We start from the raw sequence: 22,921 nt of genomic DNA on the forward strand, positions 1-22,921 counted from the left end.
CTCCTGTCGGAGTTAGACCTGCCAGGCAAATGACCCCTGTCATTCACCCCTTTAAACCAGTGTAGTCACTGTTTGACAGACTGCCATTTCTAGCAGTCTGTCTATATGGAATCCGTTATTCGTCTTCCAATTCGATGTTGATACCCAGTGAACGGATCTCTTTCAACAATACGTTGAACGACTCTGGCATACCTGGTTCCATCTGATGGTTACCATCAACGATGTTTTTGTACATTTTGGTACGACCGTTAACGTCATCTGACTTAACAGTAAGCATTTCTTGAAGAGTATAAGCTGCACCGTATGCTTCCAGTGCCCACACTTCCATCTCCCCGAAACGCTGTCCACCAAACTGTGCTTTACCACCAAGAGGTTGCTGAGTAACCAAGCTGTACGAGCCAGTAGAACGGGCGTGCATCTTGTCATCAACTAAGTGGTTCAGTTTCAGCATGTACATGTAACCAACGGTTACTGGGCGCTCAAATTGCTCACCTGTACGACCATCGAAAAGTGTAATCTGACCAGAAGTTGGAAGATCAGCTAATTTCAGCATCTCTTTAATTTCCATTTCTTCTGCACCATCGAACACTGGTGTTGCGGTTGGCATACCTTTTTTCAGGTTTTCAGCCAGACGTAACACTTCTTCATCGCTGAAGGTGTCCAGATCAACTTTCTGACGAGGTGCCATACCCAGATCGTAAGCTTTCTGGATAAATTCACGTAATTTAGCAACTTCTTGTTGCTGTTTCAGCATCGCGTTGATCTTATCACCGATACCTTTAGCAGCCATACCCAAGTGAGTTTCAAGGATCTGACCGATGTTCATACGTGATGGTACGCCCAGCGGGTTCAGTACGAGGTCTACTGGATTACCGTTTTCATCGTATGGCATGTCTTCAATTGGGTTAATCTTAGAGATAACACCCTTGTTACCATGACGACCCGCCATCTTATCACCAGGTTGGATCTGACGTTTAACAGCCAGGTAAACCTTAACGATTTTCAGCACGCCTGGTGCTAAATCATCGCCTTGAGTGATTTTACGGCGTTTAGCTTCCAGTTTCTTCGCGAACTCAGCTTTCAGTTCATCATACTGTTCTGCTAATTGTTCTAACTGGTTTTGCTTCTCTTCATCCGCAATGCCCAGCTCTAACCAACGTTCACGAGGTAATTTATCTAATTTCTCAGCTTCAATACCGCCAGCAATCAGAACACCACGGATACGAGCGAATAGACCAGCTTCAAAGATACGCAGTTCTTCAGTTAAGTCTTTCTTAACTTCACGTAACTGTGATTCTTCGATTTCTAATGCACGTTTATCTTTTTCTACGCCATCACGGGTGAAGACTTGTACGTCGATAACAGTACCAGACACACCATTAGGAACACGCAGAGAAGAATCTTTAACATCAGACGCTTTTTCACCGAAGATAGCACGCAGCAGTTTCTCTTCTGGAGTCAGTTGAGTTTCACCTTTAGGTGTTACTTTACCAACTAGAATGTCACCGCCTTTCACTTCAGCACCGATATAAACGATACCTGATTCATCCAGTTTAGATAACGCAGCTTCACCAACGTTCGGGATATCAGCGGTGATCTCTTCAGGCCCTAACTTGGTATCACGAGAAACACAAGCGAGTTCTTGAATGTGGATAGTAGTGAAACGATCTTCTTGAACAACACGTTCAGATACAAGGATGGAGTCCTCGTAGTTATAACCATTCCATGGCATAAATGCCACGCGCATGTTTTGACCTAATGCTAACTCACCAAGGTCTGTTGAAGGACCATCGGCTAATACGTCACCACGATCAACAGGTTCACCTAAAGATACGCAAGGAGTTTGGTTAATACATGTGTTCTGGTTAGAACGAGTGTATTTAGTCAAGCTGTAGATATCGATGCCCGCTTCGCCAGCGTAAGTCTCTTCTTCGTTAACTTTGATAACGATACGAGAAGCATCAACATACTGAACAACACCACCACGTTTAGCAACCGCAGTAACACCGGAGTCAACCGCTACCGCACGTTCCATACCTGTACCTACCAGTGGTTTATCACCACGAAGTGTAGGAACAGCCTGACGTTGCATGTTCGCACCCATCAATGCACGGTTGGCGTCATCGTGTTCAAGGAATGGGATCAGTGAAGCACCGACAGAAACAACCTGTTGGGTTGAAACGTCCATGTACTGAACTTGGTCACGACTAAATAAGCTTGACTCACCTTTATGACGGCAAGTAACTAATTCTTCAACGAAGTGATTATCATCGTCTAATACGGAGTTAGCCTGAGCAATGATGAAGTTACCTTCTTCGATTGCAGACAGATAATGAATTTCATCTGTTACAGCATTGTTTTCAACAACACGGTAAGGCGTTTCTAGGAAACCGTACTCGTTAGTCTGTGCGTAAACAGATAATGAGTTGATAAGACCGATGTTTGGACCTTCAGGTGTTTCGATTGGGCACACACGACCGTAGTGAGTTGGGTGTACGTCTCGAACTTCGAAGCCTGCACGTTCACGGGTCAAACCACCTGGGCCTAATGCAGAAATACGACGTTTGTGCGTAATTTCTGATAGCGGGTTATTCTGATCCATAAACTGTGATAACTGGCTAGAACCAAAGAATTCTTTGACAGCAGCAGAAATCGGTTTTGCGTTGATCATATCTTGTGGCATTAATGCATCAAGATCGCCTAAAGACAGACGTTCTTTAACTGCACGTTCAACACGCACCAGACCAACACGGAATTGGTTTTCAGCCATTTCGCCAACAGAACGAATACGACGGTTACCTAAGTGGTCGATATCATCCACTTCACCTTTACCATTACGGATATCAATCAGTTTTTTCATTACTTCAATGATATCTTCTTGGCTCAGGATGCCAGAACCTTCAACTTCGTCACGGCTTAACGAACGGTTGAACTTCATACGACCAACAGCAGAAAGATCGTAACGATCTTCAGAGAAGAATAAGTTCTCAAATAAGTTTTCAGCTGCTTCGCGTGTAGGTGGTTCACCAGGACGCATCATGCGATAGATTTCAACTAATGCGCTTAAACGATCGTTTGTAGGATCGACGCGAACAGTTTCTGAAATATAAGCACCATGATCTAAGTCATTGGTAAACAGGGTTTCAATCGTTTTATGACCAGCTTGACTTAAGCGGGCTAACACATCTAAAGAGATTTCCATGTTAGCAGCACAAATCAGTTCACCTGTCGCTTCATCAATATAGTCACGAGCAACCACTTTACCTGCAATGTATTCAACAGGTACTTCAATGCGGTCAACTTGTTCTTTTTCTAATTGACGAATATGACGAGCGGTAATACGACGGCCTTTTTCGACATACACTTTGCCGTTTGCTTCAATATCAAATGAAGCAGTTTCACCACGCAGACGTTCAGGCACTAATGTCATCATCAGCTTGTTGTTGCTGATTTCAAACAATGTTTTTTCGAAGAATAAACCTAAGATTTCTTCGGTGCTGTAGTTCATTGCGCGTAAAATGATAGTCGCAGGTAATTTACGGCGACGGTCAATACGGACAAAAAGGTTATCTTTAGGGTCGAATTCAAAGTCTAACCATGAGCCACGATAAGGGATAATACGTGCGTTATACAGTACCTTACCTGAAGAGTGTGTTTTACCTTTGTCACTATCAAAGAACACACCAGGGCTACGGTGTAACTGGGAAACGATAACACGCTCTGTACCATTGATAACAAAGGTACCATTATCGGTCATTAATGGGATTTCACCCATATAGACTTCTTGTTCTTTGATGTCTTTAACGGTGCCTTCTGGGGCTTCACGTTCATAAATGACCAGACGCAGTTTTACACGCAAAGGTGCTGAGTAAGTTACACCGCGGATCTGACATTCTTTAACATCAAAAACAGGCTCGCCTAAGCGGTAGCTGACATATTGTAATTCAGCGTTACCACTGTAGCTTTGGATAGGAAATACGGAGCGGAAAGCTGCTTCCAGACCGTTTTGACCATCAGGATCTTGCTCGATAAACTTCTGGAACGAGTCAAGTTGGATAGAAAGGAGATAGGGAACATCCAGAACTTGTGGACGTTTACCAAAATCCTTACGAATACGTTTTTTCTCGGTATAGGAGTAAACCATAGGGTTCCTCAGCTCGCTGAAAAGTGACCCACTCTGCCTGTCCTTAACTTTAAGGATGGCTCGACATTCTGCAAACACTGTTTTTTTGTAGGTAGGAAAACAACTATTTTCCGAATATTCATTGCTATTACTCTTAAATCATTTCATTGTGCCAAGATCACTACCGAGCTTTCGAGAACGTGGATCGTAGTGGCTAACACAGTATATTAAGTCGTCAATAGCAAAAAATATTGAAGTAATGAGACACCAAAAAAGTGTGAAAAAGTGACTCTTACCTTACAGCGCAAAAAGGCTGGTGACCAAAAAATCACCAGCCATCAGCCGTTAGGCTGCACTCTGGGAAGTTAAATTATTTAACTTCAACCTCAGCGCCTGCTTCTTCCAGAGCTTTCTTCAGAGCTTCAGCATCATCTTTGCTTACGCCTTCTTTAAGAGCTGCTGGTGCAGATTCTACTAAGTCTTTAGCTTCTTTCAGGCCAAGACCGGTAGCGCCACGTACTGCTTTGATTACTGCTACTTTGTTACCGCCGATAGCTTTCAGGATAACGTCAAATTCAGTTTTCTCTTCAGCAGCTTCTGCTGGACCCGCAGCAACAGCAACAGCTGCAGCAGCAGATACACCGAATTTTTCTTCCATCATAGAGATCAGTTCAACAACGTCCATTACAGACATTTCAGCAACTGCGTTTAAGATATCGTCTTTAGAAATAGACATAACAAGTGTTCCTAAAATTCAGAAAAAGTTTATACGTAAATAAAGCAACGAAGAAATTGGCTATTAAGCAGCTTCTTTCTGATCGCGCAGAGCAGCCAGAGTGCGAACCAATTTGCCTGCAGAGGCTTCTTTCATGGTTGCCATCAGGCGTGCGATTGCTTCATCGTAAGTTGGGAGTGTAGCCAGACGATCGATGTTCGAACCTGGGATAAACTCACCTTCAAAGGCAGCCGCTTTAATCTCGAATGCTGGGTTCGCTTTCGCGAAATCTTTGAACAGACGAGCAGCAGCGCCCGGATGTTCAGCAGAAAATGCAATCAAGGTTGGACCAACAAATGCATCTTTCAGTACTTCATAAGAAGTACCTTCAACAGCACGACGCAGAAGAGTGTTACGTACTACACGTACAGTAACGCCAGCTTCACGACATGCTTTACGCAGTTCGGTCATTTTAGCTACAGTAACGCCACGGGAATCCGCAACAACTGCAGAAAGCGCACCTTTGGCAACTTCGCTGACTTCAGCAACAATCGCTTGTTTGTCTTGAAGATTTAGTGCCATTAGCTTCTTGCTCCTGGATTAACCGAGTACAAACTCGGGACTCACATCACTTATTACCACAATGGTATAAGCGCTAAAACACGGTGAGTAGAATCCAGAATATATAATTCTTTATTGGCTCTCTCACCGTCTACGCAGGAAAATTAAGTAATTACTTACACCTGCGGTCTTGGACGGGGTCTGGATAGGCCAGACTCCAACCGAAATTCAGAGAATTTAGTTATGTTGACTTGAATAAAATACAACATAGCTAAACTCAAGGCGTCAAATTCTATACAAATTTGACGCCAAGGTAAAGTCTTTTATGACTTTAGTCTAATCTACGATTAAACTGTCGCGTTTAAGCTAGCTTGATCAACCGCAACACCTGCACCCATAGTGGTAGACAGGCTTACTTTCTTGATATAAACGCCTTTCGCTGCTGATGGTTTTGCTTTTTTCAGAGCAACCAGCAGAGCTTCTAAGTTTTCTTTCAACTGAACTTCGTTGAAGTCAACTTTACCGATAGTGGTATGGATAATACCATTTTTGTCGTTACGGTAACGAACCTGACCAGCTTTAGCATTTTTAACTGCTTCAGCAACGTTAGGTGTTACAGTACCCACTTTCGGGTTTGGCATTAAGCCGCGTGGGCCAAGGATTTGACCTAATTGACCTACAACGCGCATTGCATCTGGAGATGCGATAACAACGTCAAAGTCCATTTCGCCAGCTTTAACTTTAGCAGCTAAGTCGTCCATACCGACTAATTCAGCGCCTGCTTCTTTAGCAGCTTCTGCATTTGCACCTTGTGCGAATACAGCAACGCGAACTGAACGGCCAGTACCGTGTGGAAGTACAGTTGCACCACGAACGTTTTGATCTGATTTACGTGCATCGATGCCAAGGTTAACAGCAACGTCAACACTCTCAACGAATTTAGCAGTAGCCAGTTCTTTCAGTAAAGCAACAGCTTCAGCAATTTCGTACTGTTTAGTTACTTCAACTTTCTCACGGATATTGCGCATGCGCTTGGTTAGTTTAGCCATCAGATTAATCCTCCACTACCAGGCCCATGGAACGAGCAGTACCAGCAATTGAACGCATCATAGCTTCAACGTCAGCACCAGTCAGGTCCGCAGCTTTAGTTTCTGCGATTTCACGAACTTGAGCAGAAGTAATTTTACCTACTTTCTCTTTGTTCGGTTTGCCAGAACCTGATTTCACGCCCGCAGCTTTCTTCAGCAGAACTGCTGCTGGAGGAGTTTTGGTAACGAAAGTGAAAGAACGGTCAGCGTAAACTGTAATAACAACAGGAATTGGTAAACCTTTTTCTACGCTTTCAGTTTTAGCGTTGAATGCTTTACAGAATTCCATGATGTTAACACCTTGTTGACCCAGAGCTGGACCAACTGGTGGACTTGGATTAGCCATACCTGCAGAAACTTGCAGTTTGATATAGGCTTGGACTTTCTTAGCCATTAATTAATTCCTCAATTTGGGTATATCGCCCGGCTAGGGCTCCCCGATTTTACTTTGTTCTGTCTTATGACAAAACAACTCAAAACGAAAGGTGGAAAATTGTAGATAACTTTTCCACCTTTTGCAAGAAAGCAGCGTAAAAAGGTTTAACCTTTTTCAACCTGACTAAAGTCTAATTCAACTGGTGTTGCACGACCAAAGATTGATACAGAGACTTTTAAGCGGCTTTTTTCGTAATCAACTTCTTCAACAACACCATTAAAGTCAGCGAATGGACCATCGCTAACACGAACCATTTCACCAGGTTCAAACAGTGTTTTAGGACGCGGTTTATCACCAACTTGTTGTAAGCGATTCATAATCGCATCAACTTCTTTATCGCTAATTGGTGCAGGTCTGTCTGACGTTCCGCCAATGAATCCCATAACACGAGGTACATTACGTACTAAGTGCCAAGTTGCATCGTTCATGACCATTTGGACAAGAACATAACCTGGGAAAAATTTACGCTCACTTTTGCGACGTTGACCGCTACGGATCTCAACCACTTCTTCGGTTGGAACCATAACTTCGCCGAATGAGTCTTCCATTTCGTTTAATTTGATATGTTCACGCAGAGACTGTGCAACACGGCCTTCAAAGCCTGAAAATGCCTGAATGACATACCAGCGTTTTTTTGGAGAATCAGTCATGAACACCTCACAGGCCAGTAATAAATGAAACAAAACGAACCAGAATGCCATCCAGTCCCCAAAGAACTAATGACACAATAGCCGTCACCGCAGCAACAATCAGCGTTGTCTGCAATGTTTCTTGACGTGTTGGCCATACTACTTTACGCATTTCAATACGCGCTTCACGAGCAAATGCTAACGTTGCTTTACCTTGTGTTGTCCACAACGCGATCCCACCTGCTGCTACGAACAAAGCAACAACAGCTAAAGCTCGCAACGCTAGGTTAAATTCACGGTAAAGATAGTTGCCACCCACTGCTACTGCCAGCAATAAAACGGTAATGATCCACTTAGCGATATCACCACCGCGTTTGCTATCTTGAGCTCCGCTATTCGCACTCATAAATTAACCTGTCACTATGATGTAAATAAATAGCCAGCTTGCCTCGCAAGAGCAAAACAAATCAGACTAACCATAAAATCAACTATGATTGCATCTGACACAGTGTCATATCTCTATGACATTCGTATCTGCAAGATACTGGACTCGATTCGTTGTATCAGAGCCTATCTCACCAATAATTTACAACAAACTAGTGATGAGATAGGTTCTTTTTCAAACAACGCATAAAAAGGGCATCAATTGATGCCCTTTTTTAGGAAATTACGCGAGTAATTAACCTAATACTTTAGCAACAACGCCCGCACCTACTGTACGGCCACCTTCACGGATAGCGAAACGTAAACCGTCGTCCATCGCGATTGGGTGAATCAGTTCAACGATCATGTTGATGTTGTCACCTGGCATTACCATTTCTACGCCTTCTGGTAATTCGATAGTACCAGTTACGTCAGTTGTACGGAAGTAGAACTGTGGACGGTAGCCTTTGAAGAATGGAGTGTGACGACCACCTTCATCTTTGCTCAGAATATAGACTTCTGATTCGAATTTAGTGTGTGGCTTGATTGAACCTGGTTTTGCCAGTACTTGTCCACGTTCGATTTCTTCACGTTTAGTACCACGCAGAAGAACACCAACGTTCTCACCTGCACGACCTTCGTCAAGTAATTTACGGAACATTTCAACGCCAGTACAAGTTGTTTTAACTGTTGGTTTGATACCAACGATTTCAACTTCTTCACCAACTTTAACAACACCACGCTCAACACGGCCTGTTACTACTGTACCACGACCTGAGATTGAGAATACGTCTTCGATTGGTAACAGGAATGGTTTGTCAATTGCACGCTCTGGTTCTGGGATGTATGAATCCAGTGCTTCTGCTAATTCAACAATTTTTGCTTCCCACTCTGCTTCGCCTTCCAGTGCTTTCAGCGCTGAACCACGGATAACTGGAGTGTCATCACCTGGGAAATCGTATTGAGACAGAAGTTCACGAACTTCCATTTCTACTAATTCTAACAGCTCTTCATCATCAACCATGTCACATTTGTTCAGGAATACGATGATGTAAGGAACACCAACCTGACGACCTAACAGGATGTGCTCACGAGTTTGTGGCATAGGACCATCAGTTGCAGCAACAACCAGAATAGCACCGTCCATTTGCGCAGCACCAGTGATCATGTTTTTAACATAGTCGGCGTGACCTGGGCAGTCTACGTGTGCGTAGTGACGAGTTGGTGTGTCATATTCTACGTGTGAAGTAGAGATGGTGATACCACGTGCTTTTTCTTCTGGTGCGTTATCGATTTGATCGAATGCACGAGCAGAACCACCGTAAGTTTTAGCTAAAACTGTAGTGATTGCAGCAGTCAGAGTTGTTTTACCGTGGTCAACGTGGCCGATAGTACCAACGTTAACGTGCGGTTTGGAACGTTCAAATTTTTCTTTAGACACGACTATATTCCTTAATATCGCTCCCTCGAGTAGAGGGAGCGTAAACTAAATTGAACTCGAAAGGATCTTATTTCGCTTTACGAGCTTCGATAATAGCCTGAGCGACGTTGCTAGGCGCTTCGTTGTACTTCAAGAACTCCATAGAGTAAGAAGCACGACCCTGAGTTTGTGAACGCAGGTCAGTTGCATAACCGAACATTTCAGCCAGTGGTACTTGAGCACGGATGATCTTACCGGTAGGCAGATCGTCCATACCTTCAACCATACCACGACGACGGTTTAAGTCACCGATAACGTCGCCCATGTAATCTTCTGGCGTTTCAATCTCAACTTTCATGACTGGCTCAAGCAGAATTGGCTTAGCTTTCATGAAGCCGTCTTTAAATGCCATTGATGCGGCAATTTTAAACGCGATTTCTGAGGAGTCAACATCATGGTAAGAACCATAATGTAAACGAGCCTGAATATCCACAACAGGGTAACCTGCTAATGGACCAGATTTCAGCTGTTCTTGAATACCTTTATCAACAGCTGGGATGAATTCTTTAGGAATTACACCACCAACGATATCGTTGATAAATACGTAGTTCTCTTCACCACCTGCTGGTAATGGAGACAGGTCGATAACAACATGACCGTACTGACCACGACCACCAGATTGTTTCGCGTGCTTACCTTCGATATCAGTTACTGTATCACGAATAGTTTCACGGTAAGCAACCTGTGGTTTACCTACGTTCGCTTCAACTTTAAATTCACGACGCATACGGTCAACTAACACGTCTAAGTGCAGCTCACCCATACCAGCAATGATAGTTTGACCAGTTTCTTCGTCGCTTGATACGCGGAAAGATGGATCTTCTTGAGCCAGACGGTTCAGAGCGATACCCATTTTTTCTTGGTCAACTTTAGTCTTAGGTTCGATAGCAACAGAGATTACTGGCTCTGGGAATTCCATACGTTCTAAGATGATTGGTGCATCAATCGCACACAGAGTATCACCTGTAGTTACGTCTTTCAGACCGATAGCAGCAGCGATGTCGCCCGCACGAACTTCTTTAATTTCTTCACGCTTGTTAGCATGCATCTGAACAATACGGCCAAAACGTTCTTTTTTGTCTTTAACCGGGTTCAGAACTGTGTCACCTGAGTTAATCACACCAGAGTACACACGGAAGAATGTTAAGTTACCAACAAATGGGTCAGTTGCGATTTTGAATGCCAGAGATGAGAATGGCTCTTCGTCGCTTGAATGACGTTCTGCTGGAGTATCTTTACCGTCTGGTAAGATACCATTGATTGCAGGTACATCTGTTGGTGCTGGCAGGTATTCAATTACCGCATCCAGCATTGCCTGAACACCTTTGTTCTTAAATGCAGAACCACAGGTAACCAGGATAATTTCGTTATCTAGAACGCGTTTACGCAGAGCAGCTTTAATTTCTGCTTCTGTCAGTTCTTCACCGCCCAGATATTTGTCCATCAGTTCTTCTGATGCTTCAGCAGCAGATTCAACCAGGTTGTTGTGCCATTCTTCAGCTAAATCTTGTAGATCTGCAGGAATGTCTTCGTATTCGAAAGTAACACCTTGGTCTTCTTCATTCCAACGGATTGCTTTCATTTTAATTAAGTCAACAACACCGGTGAAATCTTCTTCAGCACCTACTGGGATTTGCAGTGGAACTGGGTTTGCTGCCAGACGTGTTTTGATTTGCTCAACAACACGCAGGAAGTTTGCACCCATACGGTCCATTTTGTTAACGAACGCGATACGTGGTACATGATATTTGTTAGCCTGGCGCCATACTGTTTCTGACTGAGGCTGAACACCACCAACTGCACAGTAAACCATAACCGCGCCATCAAGAACACGCATAGAACGTTCTACTTCGATTGTGAAGTCAACGTGTCCCGGGGTGTCGATGATGTTTACACGGTGAGGCTCAAACTGTTTAGCCATACCAGACCAGAATGCAGTAGTTGCTGCGGATGTGATAGTAATACCACGTTCCTGCTCCTGCTCCATCCAGTCCATTGTTGCTGAACCTTCGTGAGTTTCACCAATTTTATGGTTTACACCGGTATAAAACAGAATACGTTCACTTGTAGTGGTTTTACCGGCATCGATGTGCGCACTGATACCGATATTACGGTAGCGTGCTATGGGGGTTTGACGAGCCATTTTTTCCTCTCTCGTGGGCGTTCAATTCAGGTAAAGGACAGCAGAGCTGTCCTGAAAAGAGTTGCAATACTCCGTGGATTACCAACGGTAGTGTGCGAACGCCTTGTTTGCATCTGCCATACGGTGAACGTCTTCACGTTTCTTAACAGCAGCGCCTTTGTTTTCAGCCGCATCAGATAATTCATTTGCCAGGCGAAGAGCCATGGATTTATCACCGCGTTTACGAGCAGCTTCAACAATCCAACGCATTGCTAATGCATTACGACGAACTGGGCGTACTTCAACTGGAACTTGGTAAGTTGAACCACCAACACGGCGGGATTTAACTTCCACTGTAGGACGTACGTTATCTAATGCGATTTCGAACGCTTCCAGTTCAGTTTTGCCTGAACGCTGAGCCAGGGTCTCAAGCGCATTATATACGATAGATTCCGCAGTAGATTTTTTACCGTCTACCATCAGAATGTTTACAAATTTAGCCAGCAGTTCTGATCCGAACTTAGGATCTGGCAGAATTTTACGTTGACCAATTACACGACGACGTGGCATGGAAATACTCCGTTTAAAATTCAGGGTTGTCCAAAACTCAATGAGTTTATTTTGACATTATTTGTGAAAAAATGTTTGGCCTTACTTAACGGAGAACCATTAAGCCTTTGGCTTCTTCACACCGTACTTAGAACGAGCTTGTTTACGGTCTTTAACACCAGAACAGTCCAGCGCGCCGCGAACAGTGTGGTAACGCACACCTGGTAAGTCTTTAACACGACCACCACGGATTAAGATTACGGAGTGCTCCTGCAAGTTGTGGCCTTCACCACCGATGTAGGAAGAAACTTCGAAACCGTTAGTCAAACGCACACGGCATACTTTACGCAGTGCTGAGTTTGGTTTTTTTGGAGTGGTAGTATATACACGAGTACATACGCCACGTTTTTGCGGGCAAGCTTCCAGAGCTGGAACGTTGCTTTTAACAACTTTCGAGCTACGAGATTTGCGTACCAGCTGATTAATAGTTGCCATTTAAAAAAAGCTCCTGGTTTTTGCTTCGTAAACACGGATTTGAACTCTGTCTTGTCAACAAGACAAAACATGAGGACGCAGAATTTTATTGCTGACAGGCTCATGTGTCAAGAATTATACAGCAATTCTACGCTCCCCAATGAATTTGTTGGGGGTGTTTTACCGTTAAATCGACAAAATCACCATAATTGATGAGTTTAATATGATGAGATACTTGATCTTTTAAGCCTCTTGCCAAAACATCATCAATTAATGCGTAAACTGAAATTTGCTGTTGAAGGCAATGTTTTAATAAAGGATTGTCTTCAAGGACTGCCAGTACTCCATCTTGTATTAACAAAACATCATCTTCTTTTGTCAATAAAGATAAAAAAGCCTCTAAATCACTTTGATAAATAGAGACGGAATAAGTATACAACATAACCGTTCAACCTTCCTGACTAACTTCTGTATTAAAAGCGCAATACCACATCATATTCACTCAATTTTTGAGCAATATCTTGTTGGGATATCACCTGTGCATCTAACACAAAAGAAGTTTGAGAGGATAATCCACGATGAGCCATGTCCTTCTGTGATATATAGACGTTTGTCACATCATACAAGGGTAGCACTTTAAATGTTGCAGCATGATGACGTGACAGCACTCCTTCAGGTTGTTGATTTTCAACAAGTTGAAATACACCATCAGAGATAAAAAAAACACCAATATCTTCTGTTAATGCAGAGGTTGCGAGTAAAGCATCTAAACCTTCTCGCCCTGCACTATTACCATGAGGTGCTTGAGTAAAAAGGAATGCGATCGAATTCATTTTCTTCATTAAAATTGCACCACACGGGAACAGGTCAACATCGCTTGAGCCAGTGAACCCAAACCACTTAACTCAAATTCAGATGCCATATTATAGCTACCTACTTCTTGCTCTTTGGCCTGCTGCTCATCGATAATTCCTCTACGTAATGCGGCAGCAACACAAACATGCAAAGGAATTTGATGTTTTTTCGCCAAGGTAATCCACGCTTTAGGAAGATCAAATTCATCATTTGCAGGCGATACCAGTTTATTCGCGTTCACAACACCTTCCCGATAAAAGAAGATTTGTGCAATTTGATGCCCTTTTTCAAGAAGGGCATTGGCAAATAAATAGGCACTTGAAGCTTGTTCAGTTCCGTAATGAGGCCCCGTAACCACTAAACAATATGTCAAGGAACTCATAATGTTGCCTTATTCTCCATTTTTAAATTGGCGAATATAGAGATACACAGTATGTTTTGAGATATTTAAACGGTCTGCAACCTGATTAATGGCATCTTTAATATCAAAAATACCTTTCTCATAAAGGCTTAACACGACTTGTTTATTCTTGGCATTATTCGCGACTTCACGATCATTATTTACTTCTTCAATCGTGAACTCTAATGTTTGAGCCACTAAATCATCAACAGATGAGGCAAAGTTAACATCAGATGCAACTTCATGTGTTTCTTCAGGAATAAAGGTTTTGATTATTTCAGAGAATGGAACATCAAGGTTCATATTAATACACAATAAACCAATGACACGACGTTCACGATTACGAATGGCAATCGTGATTGACTTCATCAATGCACCACTTTTTGCTCTAGTAAAATAAGCCTTTGAAAAACTTGAATCTTCATCTGTGATGTCATGTAACATTTGTAATGCCAAATCGGTAATTGGAGAACCAATCTTACGACCAGTATGTTCTCCATTCGCGATTTTAACCGCTGAACATTTCAAATCTTCCAGAGAGTGCAATACGATTTCGCAATGATTGCCGATGAGCATTGCCAAACCATCCACGGCAGCTTCATAGGACTTTAGTATTTCGTGATCAGTTTGAGTAAAAGGTCGGCTATCTAGTTTTTCAAACTCGCTGCTGTCACCATTAAATAACGGGCTAGACATTTGATTATATAATCCTTAAAGGCTTTAATTATGATAATGACTTGAGGTTCTATTTTTTATAACGATTCGTCATTGCGGATCAATTCAATATTAAAAAAATTTAAATATAAAAACAGAATTAAGAACGATCCTGACGTTAGATCGCCAGAAGATCTACGTCAAGTGACTTAGAATAATAGCTTTGTGATAGGTCACAGCTTTTTTCATTTTTCTTTATATTTTGTACTCATTTCCAGCTTTTATTGTTGCAAACTTCCCTTTTTAGGGAGGGTTATAATAAGAATTGACACTATTGAATAGATTACCTATATTCCAAGTCATTGTTATTTTAACGAGTGATTAATCCTATGAATTTACTGATGATATGCCAATCTCAGCAAACTTCATCAATAATAGGATTAATTTCTGTTGCTTCTATACCTATTGAGATCCTCGCTTCACCACCTCCGCCAGTGAAAGTGGTTGTAGTCAATACAACGGTTGTTGTTGCAACTCACGTTGCTTAATTAATTCGCTAATAATCATTAAAAATAATCAAGCTCTCTTATTGCTTGTTTTACAGGTATATCATCATGTACTTACGTCAATATTGGGCAAAATTCGGCCCAACGACATTATTCGTTTTATTATGGAGTAGTGGCGCTATCTTTTCTCGCTGGGGCCTAGATAACGGTAGTTCATTTGCTATTTTAACTTGGCGTTTTATTATCGCTTTAGCCTTTCTTTCTATCCTATGTATTCAGCGTCATCGTTTTTTACCTCCCAAAGGAAGCCGTTTGAAAACCGCATGGGTCGGTTTACTGATTATTGGTGGTTATTCCATCTGTTATCTTTTGGCACTCGCGAATAGTATTACACCGGGAATGTTAGCCACAATCATGGGTGTTCAACCGATTATCACATTATGGATAATCGAGCGGAATTTTACCGCGACACGGCTATTAGGGCTTTTAATCGCCTTAGCTGGATTAGTGTTAGTGGTTGCCCAAAGCCTATTTAATACAGCCCTTTCATTAACGGGAATGATTTATGCGTTAGTCGCACTACTTTGTATGAGCTTCGGTGCAATCTCACAGAAAAAACTGCAATTAGCACCAATGGATGCCCTACCGCTACAATATGTGATTAGCCTTATGTTGTGCTTGTTATTTGTGCCATTCCAGCCTTTTCATGCTTCATTCGATATTGGCTTTGTCATTCCTGTTCTTTGGCTTGCCGTGATCATTTCTGTTGTTGCTCAATTGCTACTATACCGCTTACTCACAACAGGTAATTTAGTTAACGTCACTAGCTTATTTTATTTAGTGCCTGGCGTAACAGCATTAATGGATTATATTTTCTTAGGTAATAAGATGTCTTGGCTGAGTTTAGCGGGAATGGGGGCAATCATTGTAGGCTTGCTGTTTGTTTTTAAAAAAACCAAAGCCATTATTGTAGAAGAGACCGTAGACTAACTCTATGTTCACTATGCATTAATAAATGATGAGCTATACATTAGAAATAAAAATGCTGACATCAATGTCAGCATTTTTTTTAGCGATATTAGAGATAAGTGAATTACTTATCGCTTTCAACACTCAGTAATTCAACTTCAAAGACTAATGTTGAGTTAGCTGGAATACCACTTGTTGCACGTTGTCCGTAGCCTAATTCTGGTGGAATAACTAACTTGATTTTACCGCCTTCTTTGATGTACTTCATACCTTCAGTCCAGCCAGGAATAACGCTTTTTAGACTAATTGTCAGAGGTTCGTTGCGATCATAAGAGCTATCAAATTGTTTACCATCAATCAGCATGCCTTTGTAGTTTACAGTCACGCGATCAGCATCTGTTGGTGTTTTACCTTTACCAGGATTTTCAACTAAATATAGTAAGCCTGATTTAGTTTTTACCACACCTTTTTCCGCTGCAAACTCTGTACGGAATTTATCACCCGCAGCTTTGTTCTCAGTCGCTTCTTTTTCCATTTTTACTGTTGCAGCATTACGAACTTGATCTTCAAAAGCCGCTAATGTTAATTCAATTTCAGAGTCTGATAATTTTGATTTACTATTAAATGCATCCTGAACACCTGCTAACAGTTGTTTAGAATCTAAAGTAATACCAATATTTTTTTGTTCTTGTAATGCAGCTTCCATATAGCGACCCATCGACGCGCCTAACGCATAGGCATTTTGCTCATTTTGAGTTTTAAATGCACTATTTAGTGTTGGCACTTTAGCGGCTGCTTCTTCAGCGAATGCATGAGGCGCACTGAATGCGAAAGCTAAACTGGTTGCCAGCAACGTCGTTTTTAATAAAGATTTCATCCCATTCTCCAGTATATGTTAGTGAGTCGCTACGTTTATCAACGATCATCGTAGATCTTCGCTTAAACGTTTTGCATCACGTCTTGCTGTCGTCGCGGTATAGATCTCATCCGCAGGTAGCAATTTCTTATGAATTTAAAAAATTTGCCGACACCCTTAACAGTTAATGTTAGGATTTTTGTCAGCACAGAGTGCTATCACATTAGCAAAATAGTCTTTTATCTCAAACCAGATTTATGTCTTCCTGTGTATATATCAGTAAATAAGATTAAATTTCTCAATATTTGTTAATCATATTCGTCGTAATAGGACATTTTGAAGGAGGAAAAACACAATGGATATTAAGGAAGTAGAGCGATTGCTCATTCAATTAGAAAGCAAAGTTGCTTTCCAAGATGCGACTATTGAAGAATTAAATCAGGTGGTCACACAGCAGCAAATTGAAATTAGCCGTTTTAAAGAAGCCTTAAAAATTGTTTCTGAGCGTCTAAAAAATTCTCAGACCTCAATACTCGCTAGACCTGAGGATGAAACGCCTCCGCCTCACTATTAAGTCATTGTTCGCTGTTAATATCAAAACTGAGAAACAAAAAAGGAGCGCTTAAACGCTCCTTTTGATCTTTTCAAAAAAAGATTAGTGCTGGCAACCACAACCGCCATTGCCGTGACCGTGGCCACCGTGACCATGACCGCCACCACCGCAGCATCCACCTTCTTCATCGTGTGAATGACCATGACCGTGACCACCGCCACAGCATCCGCCTTCTTCACCATGACCGTGGCCACCACAACATTCGTGCTCTTCTTCTTCACCGTGTACGTGACCGTGAGCTAATTCTTCTTCAGTCGCTTCACGAATTGCAACGATTTCAACATGAAACTTCAGGTTTTGACCTGCTAACATGTGGTTACCATCAACGATAACTTCGTCACCTTCAATACCAGTGATTTCTACTGGTACTGGACCTTGGTCGGTATCAGCAAGAAAACGCATGCCAACTTCTAACTCATCAACACCCACAAAAACATCTTTTGGGACGCGTTGAACTAAGTTTTCGTCGTATTGACCATATGCATCATCAGAAGCAACTTCTACGTCGAATTTTTCACCGACTTCGCGACCTGTTAATGCATTTTCTAAACCACTGATTAAAGAACCACGGCCATGCAGATAGTCTAACGGTGCGCTCACCGTGGACTCATCAACTAAAACACCGTCTTCTGATCTTACTTGATAAGCCAGACTAACTACCAAGTCGTTTGCTACTTTCATGACATCTCCTACATACCCGTGGGCAAAATTTTCCCGATTGTAACGAAAAATAAATCTTCTGTATCGGGTTATATCAAAAAAACCTACAATTATTGTGGTGTAAAGATCCCAATGACTTGTTCATTTTCACGAACAAGTGAGTTAACTTCACCCTCTGTTTGCCGTTGCTGATGGCCACATTTCGCACATTCCACAATATCCACTTTATCTTCACGCCACATTTTGAGTGTATCTAGAGCTTGACAGTGTGGACACACGGCTCCTGCGATAAAGCGTTTACGGGTTGCAGACATGGGGTCAGTTCTCCTATTTATCAATAGATTTTTTTTCTTTATGTATTTGAGGAATGTCTTCTGTTAAAGATTCATCCCAAATATCAGGCTGATGGTGCTCTTGACGAATTTCTTCACTAAAAAGCTCCTCAAGTTCTCGTCTCGCTTCTTTTACTCGAGAAACGTTAGAGACTTCTTCAGGCGATTCATCCACCAGCTTTCTCAATAAGTTCATATCCAGACGACGAAAATGCTGTTGCGCCCGATAAGCTTGGTGAGGATGCATGCCTAATTCAATTAACGTTTTACGTCCTAATTCTAAGGCGCTAGAAAATGTTTCGCGGCTAAAATCTGTCACCCCCGCTTTGAGCAACTCATGAGCTTCAACACGCCCTCTTGCCCTCGCAATAATATGCAAATTAGGAAAATGATGTTGGCAAAGATGAACGATTTCCATCGTAGCTTCAGGCTCATTACAGGTGATAACAATAGTTTTAGCATGCTCTGCACCGGCAGCGCGCAATAGATTGAGATCGGTAGCATCACCATAATAAACTTTATAGCCATATTTACGCATGGTGCTTATGCTTCCGACATCATGCTCTAATACCGTGACATTTATCTTATTCGCCATTAACAAACGCCCTACAACCTGTCCCATTCGACCAAATCCGACGAGAATGACCTCTGGGTGGTTATTTTCAACGAAGGGCTGTTCGTCTGTTTTAGCTTCATTATAACGGCGAGCAAACACAGCGTCTGTCATTTGCATCACAAGAGGCGTTGTCATCATAGAAAGTGTGACAACAACCAACAATAACGCCATTTGCTGACTATTTAATATGCCCATTGCCATCGATGTTGAGAAAACAACAAACGCAAATTCCCCGCCTTGGCTTAATACAGCTGAGAATTGTAAACGTGTGGAAAAGCGCAATCTCGCTAGCCAAGCAATACTATAAAGTATCAACGCTTTCACAATAACCAGAACTAAGACGCCTAATAATACTTGTGGAAGATAACGCCATAAAATACCAATATCTAAAGACATACCAACAGAGATAAAAAATAGCCCCAAAAGTAGACCTTTAAAAGGTTCAATGGAGATCTCTAATTCATGTCGATACTCTGAATCTGCCAATAGCACACCCGCAATAAAGGTTCCCATTGCCATTGAAAAACCGAGGGTTTCCATAAAAATAGCAGCACCTAATACAACAAGTAGCGCCGCAGCAGTAAAAACCTCCCTCACTCCAGATTTCACGACTAAACGTAAGAGTGGACGTAATAAATAACGACCACAAATCAGCAGCCCAGCAAAAGCTGCCACTTTTACGCCAATGCGATACCAATCACTACTTGCCGTTTCTCCGGCTAACAAGGGAATAACAGCAAGGATAGGGATAACTGCCATATCTTGGAAAAGTAAAACAGCAAACCCTAATTGCCCGCCTTCATTATGGTTCATTCCTTTCTCGTTCATAAGTTGCAATGCCATCGCGGTGGAAGACATCGCAATGCCTAATCCACCAATAACAGCAGCCTGCCATGAGAAAGACGTAAAAACGAGAATAAGCCCTGAAAAAATAGAGGCGGTTAATACCACCTGCATTGAACCAACGCCAAAAATGGCACGTCTTAATTCCCATAACTTGGCGGGTTCCAATTCCAAGCCAATAAGGAACATTAAAAAGACCACACCTAGCTCAGCAAAATGTAAGATGTTATCGACATCTTTAAACAACCCTAATCCCCAAGGACCAATGGCAATACCCGCAATTAAATAACCGAGTACCGCACCAATTTTAAGACGTTGTGCAATAGGCACCATAACCACGGCAGCACACAGGAAAAAGAGCACAGCTTTAATCATCCAATTATCTTCCATTAAGCTCGCTCCCCTTCAAATGGCGCACTTAACCAATGGCGATAAGCTTCACCGAGATGAGTCAGTGTTGTTTTAGATTGTTGTCTTGCTGAATACACAATCATTGGTGATAGCCAGCGCATACCACACATTTCTGCCATTAATTCGAGTGGGCGCAATAATTCAGACAGAGTGTAGCGATTCTTTCCATCATGTTGATAAGCTTGCTCAGGCTCTCCCGTTGTAATAACACAACGAAATGACTTACCCTTTAATTGTGCCTTACCTGCTTTGTTAGCAAATGGGCGAGTTAATACTCTGTCTTGCCACTCTTTTAATAACGCAGGGCAACTATATGTTTGCAATGGGAATTGAAAAACGATCACTTGATGTTTACACAGCAAAGATTGTTCATGGTGTATATCAATAAAAAAATCAGGGTAAGTAGCATATAAATCATGAATAGTTATATTCTCTAAATCCCTCACCGCATTTAATAACGCTTTATTGGCGATTGATTGGCGCGGTTCGGGATGAACATACACCAGTAATACATTTGATGCGTTTGACATCATTCCTCCTTACAAAACGTGTCAGAAACCATTTTTTCCGTTACCATGCACGCATTGTGACCAACAGTTACGAACCACTTACTCTATATATTAATTTACATACTCTTAATAGACGATATTTATGATTGTTTTTTCTTCTTTGCAAATTCGCCGTGGTGTCAGAGTGTTACTGGACAATGCCAGTGCAACCATTAACCCAGGGCAAAAAATTGGTCTAGTCGGTAAAAATGGCTGTGGCAAAACCACATTACTTTCTTTATTGAAAGGTGAACTTCAAGCTGAAGCCGGTAATGCCACTTATCCTAGTACATGGTCAATGGCATGGGTTAACCAAGAAACACCCGCACTTGATGTGCCTGCTATTGATTATGTTATTGATGGTGATAGAGAATACCGTCAGTTAGAACAACGATTACAAAAAGCTAACGAGATAAATGATGGTCACGCTATTGCACTGATACACGGACAATTAGATGCCATTAATGCATGGACAATACAATCTCGTGCGGCGACCTTACTAAATGGCTTAGGTTTTAGCCAACAGCAACTTAATGAACCGGTAAAATCATTTTCAGGTGGCTGGAGAATGCGTTTAAACTTAGCACAAGCGCTGATTTGTCGATCTGATTTACTGTTACTCGATGAACCCACCAACCACTTAGATTTAGATGCTGTTATTTGGCTAGAGAAATGGCTAAAAAGCTACACAGGCACACTTATTTTAATTTCCCATGACCGTGATTTTCTTGATCCTATCGTGGATAAAATCTTGCATATTGAGCAAGAAAAGATCTTTGAATATTCGGGTAACTACTCTTCGTTTGAAATGCAACGTGCAACCAAACTCGCACAACAGCAAGCTTTGTTTGAGAACCAACAAGCCAAAATTGCACACTTACAGAGTTTTATAGATAGATTTAAAGCGAAAGCGACAAAAGCAAAACAAGCTCAAAGCCGTGTAAAAATGCTTGAGCGAATGGAACGTGTTGCTCCTGCACATTCAGATAACCCATTCCAATTTAGTTTCCGCCAACCTGAAAGCTTACCTAATCCTCTTTTATCAATGGAGAAAGTCAGCGCGGGTTATGGTGAAAAAGTTATTCTTAATGATATCAAACTCAATTTAGTTCCTGGCTCTCGTATTGGATTATTAGGGCGCAATGGTGCAGGTAAATCGACACTGATTAAATTACTTGCAGGCGAAATTCAGCCGTTACAGGGAAAGTTGGCTCTTTCTAAAGGTATTAAACTGGGTTATTTTGCCCAACATCAATTAGAGTTTTTACGCTCTGATGAATCAGCACTACAGCATTTAACTCGTTTAGCACCCAAAGAGACTGAACAAAAATTACGTGATTATTTAGGTGGTTTCGGTTTCCATGGCGATAAAGTCACGGATGCTTGTGGTCAATTTTCTGGAGGTGAAAAGGCACGTTTAGTCTTATCACTTTTAGTTTGGCAACGTCCTAACTTGCTATTAATGGATGAACCAACAAACCACCTTGATTTAGATATGCGCCAAGCCCTAACCCAAGCGCTAATTAGCTTTGAAGGCGCAATTGTTGTTGTATCGCATGATAGGCATTTATTACGCTCTACCACTGACGATCTCTATCTTGTACACGATGGTCAAGTGGAGCCATTTGATGGCGATCTTGATGATTACCAACAATGGTTAGTTGATCAAAATCGCCAAGAGACACAGGCAAATAAAAGCCAACAAGATAACAACAATACCACGGCAACCGCCAATTTAAGTGCTCAAGATAAAAAAGAGCAAAAACGCAAAGAAGCAGAGTTTAGACAACAAACCCAGCCTTTACGCAAGAAACTCACAACATTAGAAAGCAAGATGGATAAATTAAGCCAAGAGCTTAGTGATATCGAAACGGCTCTTTCTGATAGTGGTATTTATGATACCAGTCGTAAAAATGAGCTTTCTGATTGCTTAAGCCGACAAGGTGTTACGAAATCTGCACTAGAAGAAGTGGAAATGGAGTGGATGGAGTTACAAGAAACGCTGGAAGAAATGACAAACGCATTTGAAGCCCAGTAATACAACCCAATTCATTAAAA

At 41.9% G+C, this 22,921-nt stretch carries 24 protein-coding genes; 4 read left to right on the forward strand and 20 right to left on the reverse strand.

The annotated features are described in order from the left end of the window. Positions 1-115: 115 nt before the first annotated feature. The 15 genes from rpoB to QQS39_RS17160 all read right to left on the reverse strand — a co-directional run bounded on the left by rpoB (position 116) and on the right by QQS39_RS17160 (position 14,551). Positions 116-4,144 (reverse strand): DNA-directed RNA polymerase subunit beta, encoded by a 4,029-nt coding sequence (gene rpoB / locus QQS39_RS17090; protein WP_072071066.1) that lies wholly within the window; start codon positions 4,142-4,144, stop codon positions 116-118. A gap of 349 nt (positions 4,145-4,493) precedes the next feature. Then, entirely contained in the window at positions 4,494-4,859 is a 366-nt protein-coding gene (gene rplL / locus QQS39_RS17095; RefSeq protein WP_023583093.1) for a 50S ribosomal protein L7/L12, read from the reverse strand. Between the two features lie 63 nt (positions 4,860-4,922). Beyond that, positions 4,923-5,420, reverse strand: coding sequence for a 50S ribosomal protein L10 (gene rplJ / locus QQS39_RS17100; protein ID WP_006534706.1), 498 nt, complete (start codon positions 5,418-5,420; stop codon positions 4,923-4,925). Between the two features lie 326 nt (positions 5,421-5,746). Further along, positions 5,747-6,448 (reverse strand): 50S ribosomal protein L1, encoded by a 702-nt coding sequence (gene rplA, locus QQS39_RS17105; protein WP_285805029.1) that lies wholly within the window; start codon positions 6,446-6,448, stop codon positions 5,747-5,749. A gap of 4 nt (positions 6,449-6,452) precedes the next feature. Further along, complete coding sequence (gene rplK / locus QQS39_RS17110) at positions 6,453-6,881, reverse strand: 50S ribosomal protein L11 (RefSeq protein ID WP_006534703.1); 429 nt, start codon at positions 6,879-6,881, stop codon at positions 6,453-6,455. Positions 6,882-7,027: 146 nt separating this feature from the next. After that, the gene (nusG, locus tag QQS39_RS17115) at positions 7,028-7,573 is read right to left on the reverse strand and encodes a transcription termination/antitermination protein NusG (protein WP_004246900.1); all 546 of its coding nucleotides are present in this window, start codon (positions 7,571-7,573) and stop codon (positions 7,028-7,030) included. 7 nt (positions 7,574-7,580) lie between these two features. Then, positions 7,581-7,958: a preprotein translocase subunit SecE gene (secE, locus tag QQS39_RS17120; RefSeq protein WP_023583091.1), complete on the reverse strand. Its 378-nt coding sequence runs from the start codon at positions 7,956-7,958 to the stop codon at positions 7,581-7,583. Positions 7,959-8,231: 273 nt separating this feature from the next. After that, on the reverse strand, positions 8,232-9,416 hold the full coding sequence (tuf, locus tag QQS39_RS17125) for an elongation factor Tu (protein WP_151436284.1): 1,185 nt from the start codon (positions 9,414-9,416) through the stop codon (positions 8,232-8,234). A gap of 67 nt (positions 9,417-9,483) precedes the next feature. Then, the gene (gene fusA, locus QQS39_RS17130) at positions 9,484-11,598 is read right to left on the reverse strand and encodes an elongation factor G (RefSeq protein WP_151436285.1); all 2,115 of its coding nucleotides are present in this window, start codon (positions 11,596-11,598) and stop codon (positions 9,484-9,486) included. A gap of 78 nt (positions 11,599-11,676) precedes the next feature. Next, positions 11,677-12,147 (reverse strand): 30S ribosomal protein S7, encoded by a 471-nt coding sequence (gene rpsG, locus QQS39_RS17135; RefSeq protein WP_004246897.1) that lies wholly within the window; start codon positions 12,145-12,147, stop codon positions 11,677-11,679. A 99-nt stretch (positions 12,148-12,246) separates the two neighbouring features. Then, positions 12,247-12,621 (reverse strand): 30S ribosomal protein S12, encoded by a 375-nt coding sequence (gene rpsL, locus QQS39_RS17140; protein ID WP_004236497.1) that lies wholly within the window; start codon positions 12,619-12,621, stop codon positions 12,247-12,249. Between the two features lie 127 nt (positions 12,622-12,748). After that, complete coding sequence (tusB, locus tag QQS39_RS17145; RefSeq protein WP_151436286.1) at positions 12,749-13,042, reverse strand: sulfurtransferase complex subunit TusB; 294 nt, start codon at positions 13,040-13,042, stop codon at positions 12,749-12,751. Positions 13,043-13,073: 31 nt separating this feature from the next. Next, positions 13,074-13,442: a sulfurtransferase complex subunit TusC gene (gene tusC, locus QQS39_RS17150; protein ID WP_151436287.1), complete on the reverse strand. Its 369-nt coding sequence runs from the start codon at positions 13,440-13,442 to the stop codon at positions 13,074-13,076. Continuing rightward, positions 13,442-13,837, reverse strand: coding sequence for a sulfurtransferase complex subunit TusD (gene tusD / locus QQS39_RS17155; RefSeq protein WP_285805030.1), 396 nt, complete (start codon positions 13,835-13,837; stop codon positions 13,442-13,444). The genes tusC and tusD overlap by 1 nt, the downstream gene beginning before the upstream one ends. A 9-nt stretch (positions 13,838-13,846) precedes the next feature. Continuing rightward, positions 13,847-14,551: a helix-turn-helix transcriptional regulator gene (locus QQS39_RS17160; protein WP_023583301.1), complete on the reverse strand. Its 705-nt coding sequence runs from the start codon at positions 14,549-14,551 to the stop codon at positions 13,847-13,849. 347 nt (positions 14,552-14,898) lie between these two features. Between QQS39_RS17160 and QQS39_RS17165 the strand changes: the two genes are divergently transcribed. Continuing rightward, positions 14,899-15,057 carry a hypothetical protein gene (locus QQS39_RS17165; RefSeq protein ID WP_160230766.1) on the forward strand — a complete coding sequence of 53 codons (159 nt, stop codon included), beginning with the start codon at positions 14,899-14,901 and terminating at the stop codon, positions 15,055-15,057. 66 nt (positions 15,058-15,123) lie between these two features. Continuing rightward, positions 15,124-16,005: a DMT family transporter gene (locus QQS39_RS17170; RefSeq protein WP_285805031.1), complete on the forward strand. Its 882-nt coding sequence runs from the start codon at positions 15,124-15,126 to the stop codon at positions 16,003-16,005. Between the two features lie 103 nt (positions 16,006-16,108). Here the strand turns inward: QQS39_RS17170 and fkpA are convergent, their stop codons facing one another. After that, positions 16,109-16,861, reverse strand: coding sequence for an FKBP-type peptidyl-prolyl cis-trans isomerase (gene fkpA / locus QQS39_RS17175; RefSeq protein ID WP_151436290.1), 753 nt, complete (start codon positions 16,859-16,861; stop codon positions 16,109-16,111). A 334-nt stretch (positions 16,862-17,195) separates the two neighbouring features. On the opposite strand from fkpA, the gene QQS39_RS17180 reads away from it, so the two are divergent. Further along, complete coding sequence (locus tag QQS39_RS17180) at positions 17,196-17,414, forward strand: SlyX family protein (RefSeq protein WP_023583298.1); 219 nt, start codon at positions 17,196-17,198, stop codon at positions 17,412-17,414. Between the two features lie 81 nt (positions 17,415-17,495). On the opposite strand, the gene slyD is transcribed toward QQS39_RS17180, so the two are convergent. The 4 genes from slyD to kefG form a co-directional block, all read right to left on the reverse strand. Further along, complete coding sequence (slyD, locus tag QQS39_RS17185; protein ID WP_151436291.1) at positions 17,496-18,134, reverse strand: peptidylprolyl isomerase; 639 nt, start codon at positions 18,132-18,134, stop codon at positions 17,496-17,498. Positions 18,135-18,223: 89 nt separating this feature from the next. Continuing rightward, a complete protein-coding gene (locus QQS39_RS17190) occupies positions 18,224-18,427 on the reverse strand; it encodes a YheV family putative zinc ribbon protein (protein WP_151436292.1) in 204 nt (67 codons plus the stop codon). A gap of 13 nt (positions 18,428-18,440) precedes the next feature. Further along, positions 18,441-20,294, reverse strand: coding sequence for a glutathione-regulated potassium-efflux system protein KefB (gene kefB, locus QQS39_RS17195; RefSeq protein WP_151436293.1), 1,854 nt, complete (start codon positions 20,292-20,294; stop codon positions 18,441-18,443). Next, the gene (gene kefG / locus QQS39_RS17200; RefSeq protein WP_151436294.1) at positions 20,294-20,845 is read right to left on the reverse strand and encodes a glutathione-regulated potassium-efflux system ancillary protein KefG; all 552 of its coding nucleotides are present in this window, start codon (positions 20,843-20,845) and stop codon (positions 20,294-20,296) included. The genes kefB and kefG overlap by 1 nt, the downstream gene beginning before the upstream one ends. A 121-nt stretch (positions 20,846-20,966) precedes the next feature. On the opposite strand from kefG, the gene QQS39_RS17205 reads away from it, so the two are divergent. Next, a complete protein-coding gene (locus tag QQS39_RS17205; protein WP_285805032.1) occupies positions 20,967-22,901 on the forward strand; it encodes an ABC transporter ATP-binding protein in 1,935 nt (644 codons plus the stop codon). Positions 22,902-22,921 lie beyond the last annotated feature (20 nt).

This window comes from Proteus appendicitidis, assembly GCF_030271835.1.
In the GTDB taxonomy this organism is placed as follows: domain Bacteria; phylum Pseudomonadota; class Gammaproteobacteria; order Enterobacterales; family Enterobacteriaceae; genus Proteus; species Proteus appendicitidis.

Bases quoted from the DNA above. Each gene is read 5' to 3' on its own strand.
- QQS39_RS17205 (WP_285805032.1), top strand. From the start codon at position 20,967: ATGATTGTTTTTTCTTCTTTGCAAATTCGCCGTGGTGTCAGAGTGTTA.
- tusD (WP_285805030.1), bottom strand. From the start codon at position 13,837: ATGAGTTCCTTGACATATTGTTTAGTGGTTACGGGGCCTCATTACGGA.
- tusC (WP_151436287.1), bottom strand. From the start codon at position 13,442: ATGAAGAAAATGAATTCGATCGCATTCCTTTTTACTCAAGCACCTCAT.
- rpoB (WP_072071066.1), bottom strand. From the start codon at position 4,144: ATGGTTTACTCCTATACCGAGAAAAAACGTATTCGTAAGGATTTTGGT.
- kefG (WP_151436294.1), bottom strand. From the start codon at position 20,845: ATGTCAAACGCATCAAATGTATTACTGGTGTATGTTCATCCCGAACCG.
- rpsG (WP_004246897.1), bottom strand. From the start codon at position 12,147: ATGCCACGTCGTCGTGTAATTGGTCAACGTAAAATTCTGCCAGATCCT.
- secE (WP_023583091.1), bottom strand. From the start codon at position 7,958: ATGAGTGCGAATAGCGGAGCTCAAGATAGCAAACGCGGTGGTGATATC.
- rplL (WP_023583093.1), bottom strand. From the start codon at position 4,859: ATGTCTATTTCTAAAGACGATATCTTAAACGCAGTTGCTGAAATGTCT.
- kefB (WP_151436293.1), bottom strand. From the start codon at position 20,294: ATGGAAGATAATTGGATGATTAAAGCTGTGCTCTTTTTCCTGTGTGCT.
- QQS39_RS17180 (WP_023583298.1), top strand. From the start codon at position 17,196: ATGGATATTAAGGAAGTAGAGCGATTGCTCATTCAATTAGAAAGCAAA.
- QQS39_RS17190 (WP_151436292.1), bottom strand. From the start codon at position 18,427: ATGTCTGCAACCCGTAAACGCTTTATCGCAGGAGCCGTGTGTCCACAC.
- QQS39_RS17170 (WP_285805031.1), top strand. From the start codon at position 15,124: ATGTACTTACGTCAATATTGGGCAAAATTCGGCCCAACGACATTATTC.
- rplJ (WP_006534706.1), bottom strand. From the start codon at position 5,420: ATGGCACTAAATCTTCAAGACAAACAAGCGATTGTTGCTGAAGTCAGC.
- rplA (WP_285805029.1), bottom strand. From the start codon at position 6,448: ATGGCTAAACTAACCAAGCGCATGCGCAATATCCGTGAGAAAGTTGAA.
- nusG (WP_004246900.1), bottom strand. From the start codon at position 7,573: ATGACTGATTCTCCAAAAAAACGCTGGTATGTCATTCAGGCATTTTCA.
- slyD (WP_151436291.1), bottom strand. From the start codon at position 18,134: ATGAAAGTAGCAAACGACTTGGTAGTTAGTCTGGCTTATCAAGTAAGA.
- fusA (WP_151436285.1), bottom strand. From the start codon at position 11,598: ATGGCTCGTCAAACCCCCATAGCACGCTACCGTAATATCGGTATCAGT.
- QQS39_RS17160 (WP_023583301.1), bottom strand. From the start codon at position 14,551: ATGTCTAGCCCGTTATTTAATGGTGACAGCAGCGAGTTTGAAAAACTA.
- rplK (WP_006534703.1), bottom strand. From the start codon at position 6,881: ATGGCTAAGAAAGTCCAAGCCTATATCAAACTGCAAGTTTCTGCAGGT.
- QQS39_RS17165 (WP_160230766.1), top strand. From the start codon at position 14,899: ATGAATTTACTGATGATATGCCAATCTCAGCAAACTTCATCAATAATA.
- rpsL (WP_004236497.1), bottom strand. From the start codon at position 12,621: ATGGCAACTATTAATCAGCTGGTACGCAAATCTCGTAGCTCGAAAGTT.
- tusB (WP_151436286.1), bottom strand. From the start codon at position 13,042: ATGTTGTATACTTATTCCGTCTCTATTTATCAAAGTGATTTAGAGGCT.
- fkpA (WP_151436290.1), bottom strand. From the start codon at position 16,861: ATGAAATCTTTATTAAAAACGACGTTGCTGGCAACCAGTTTAGCTTTC.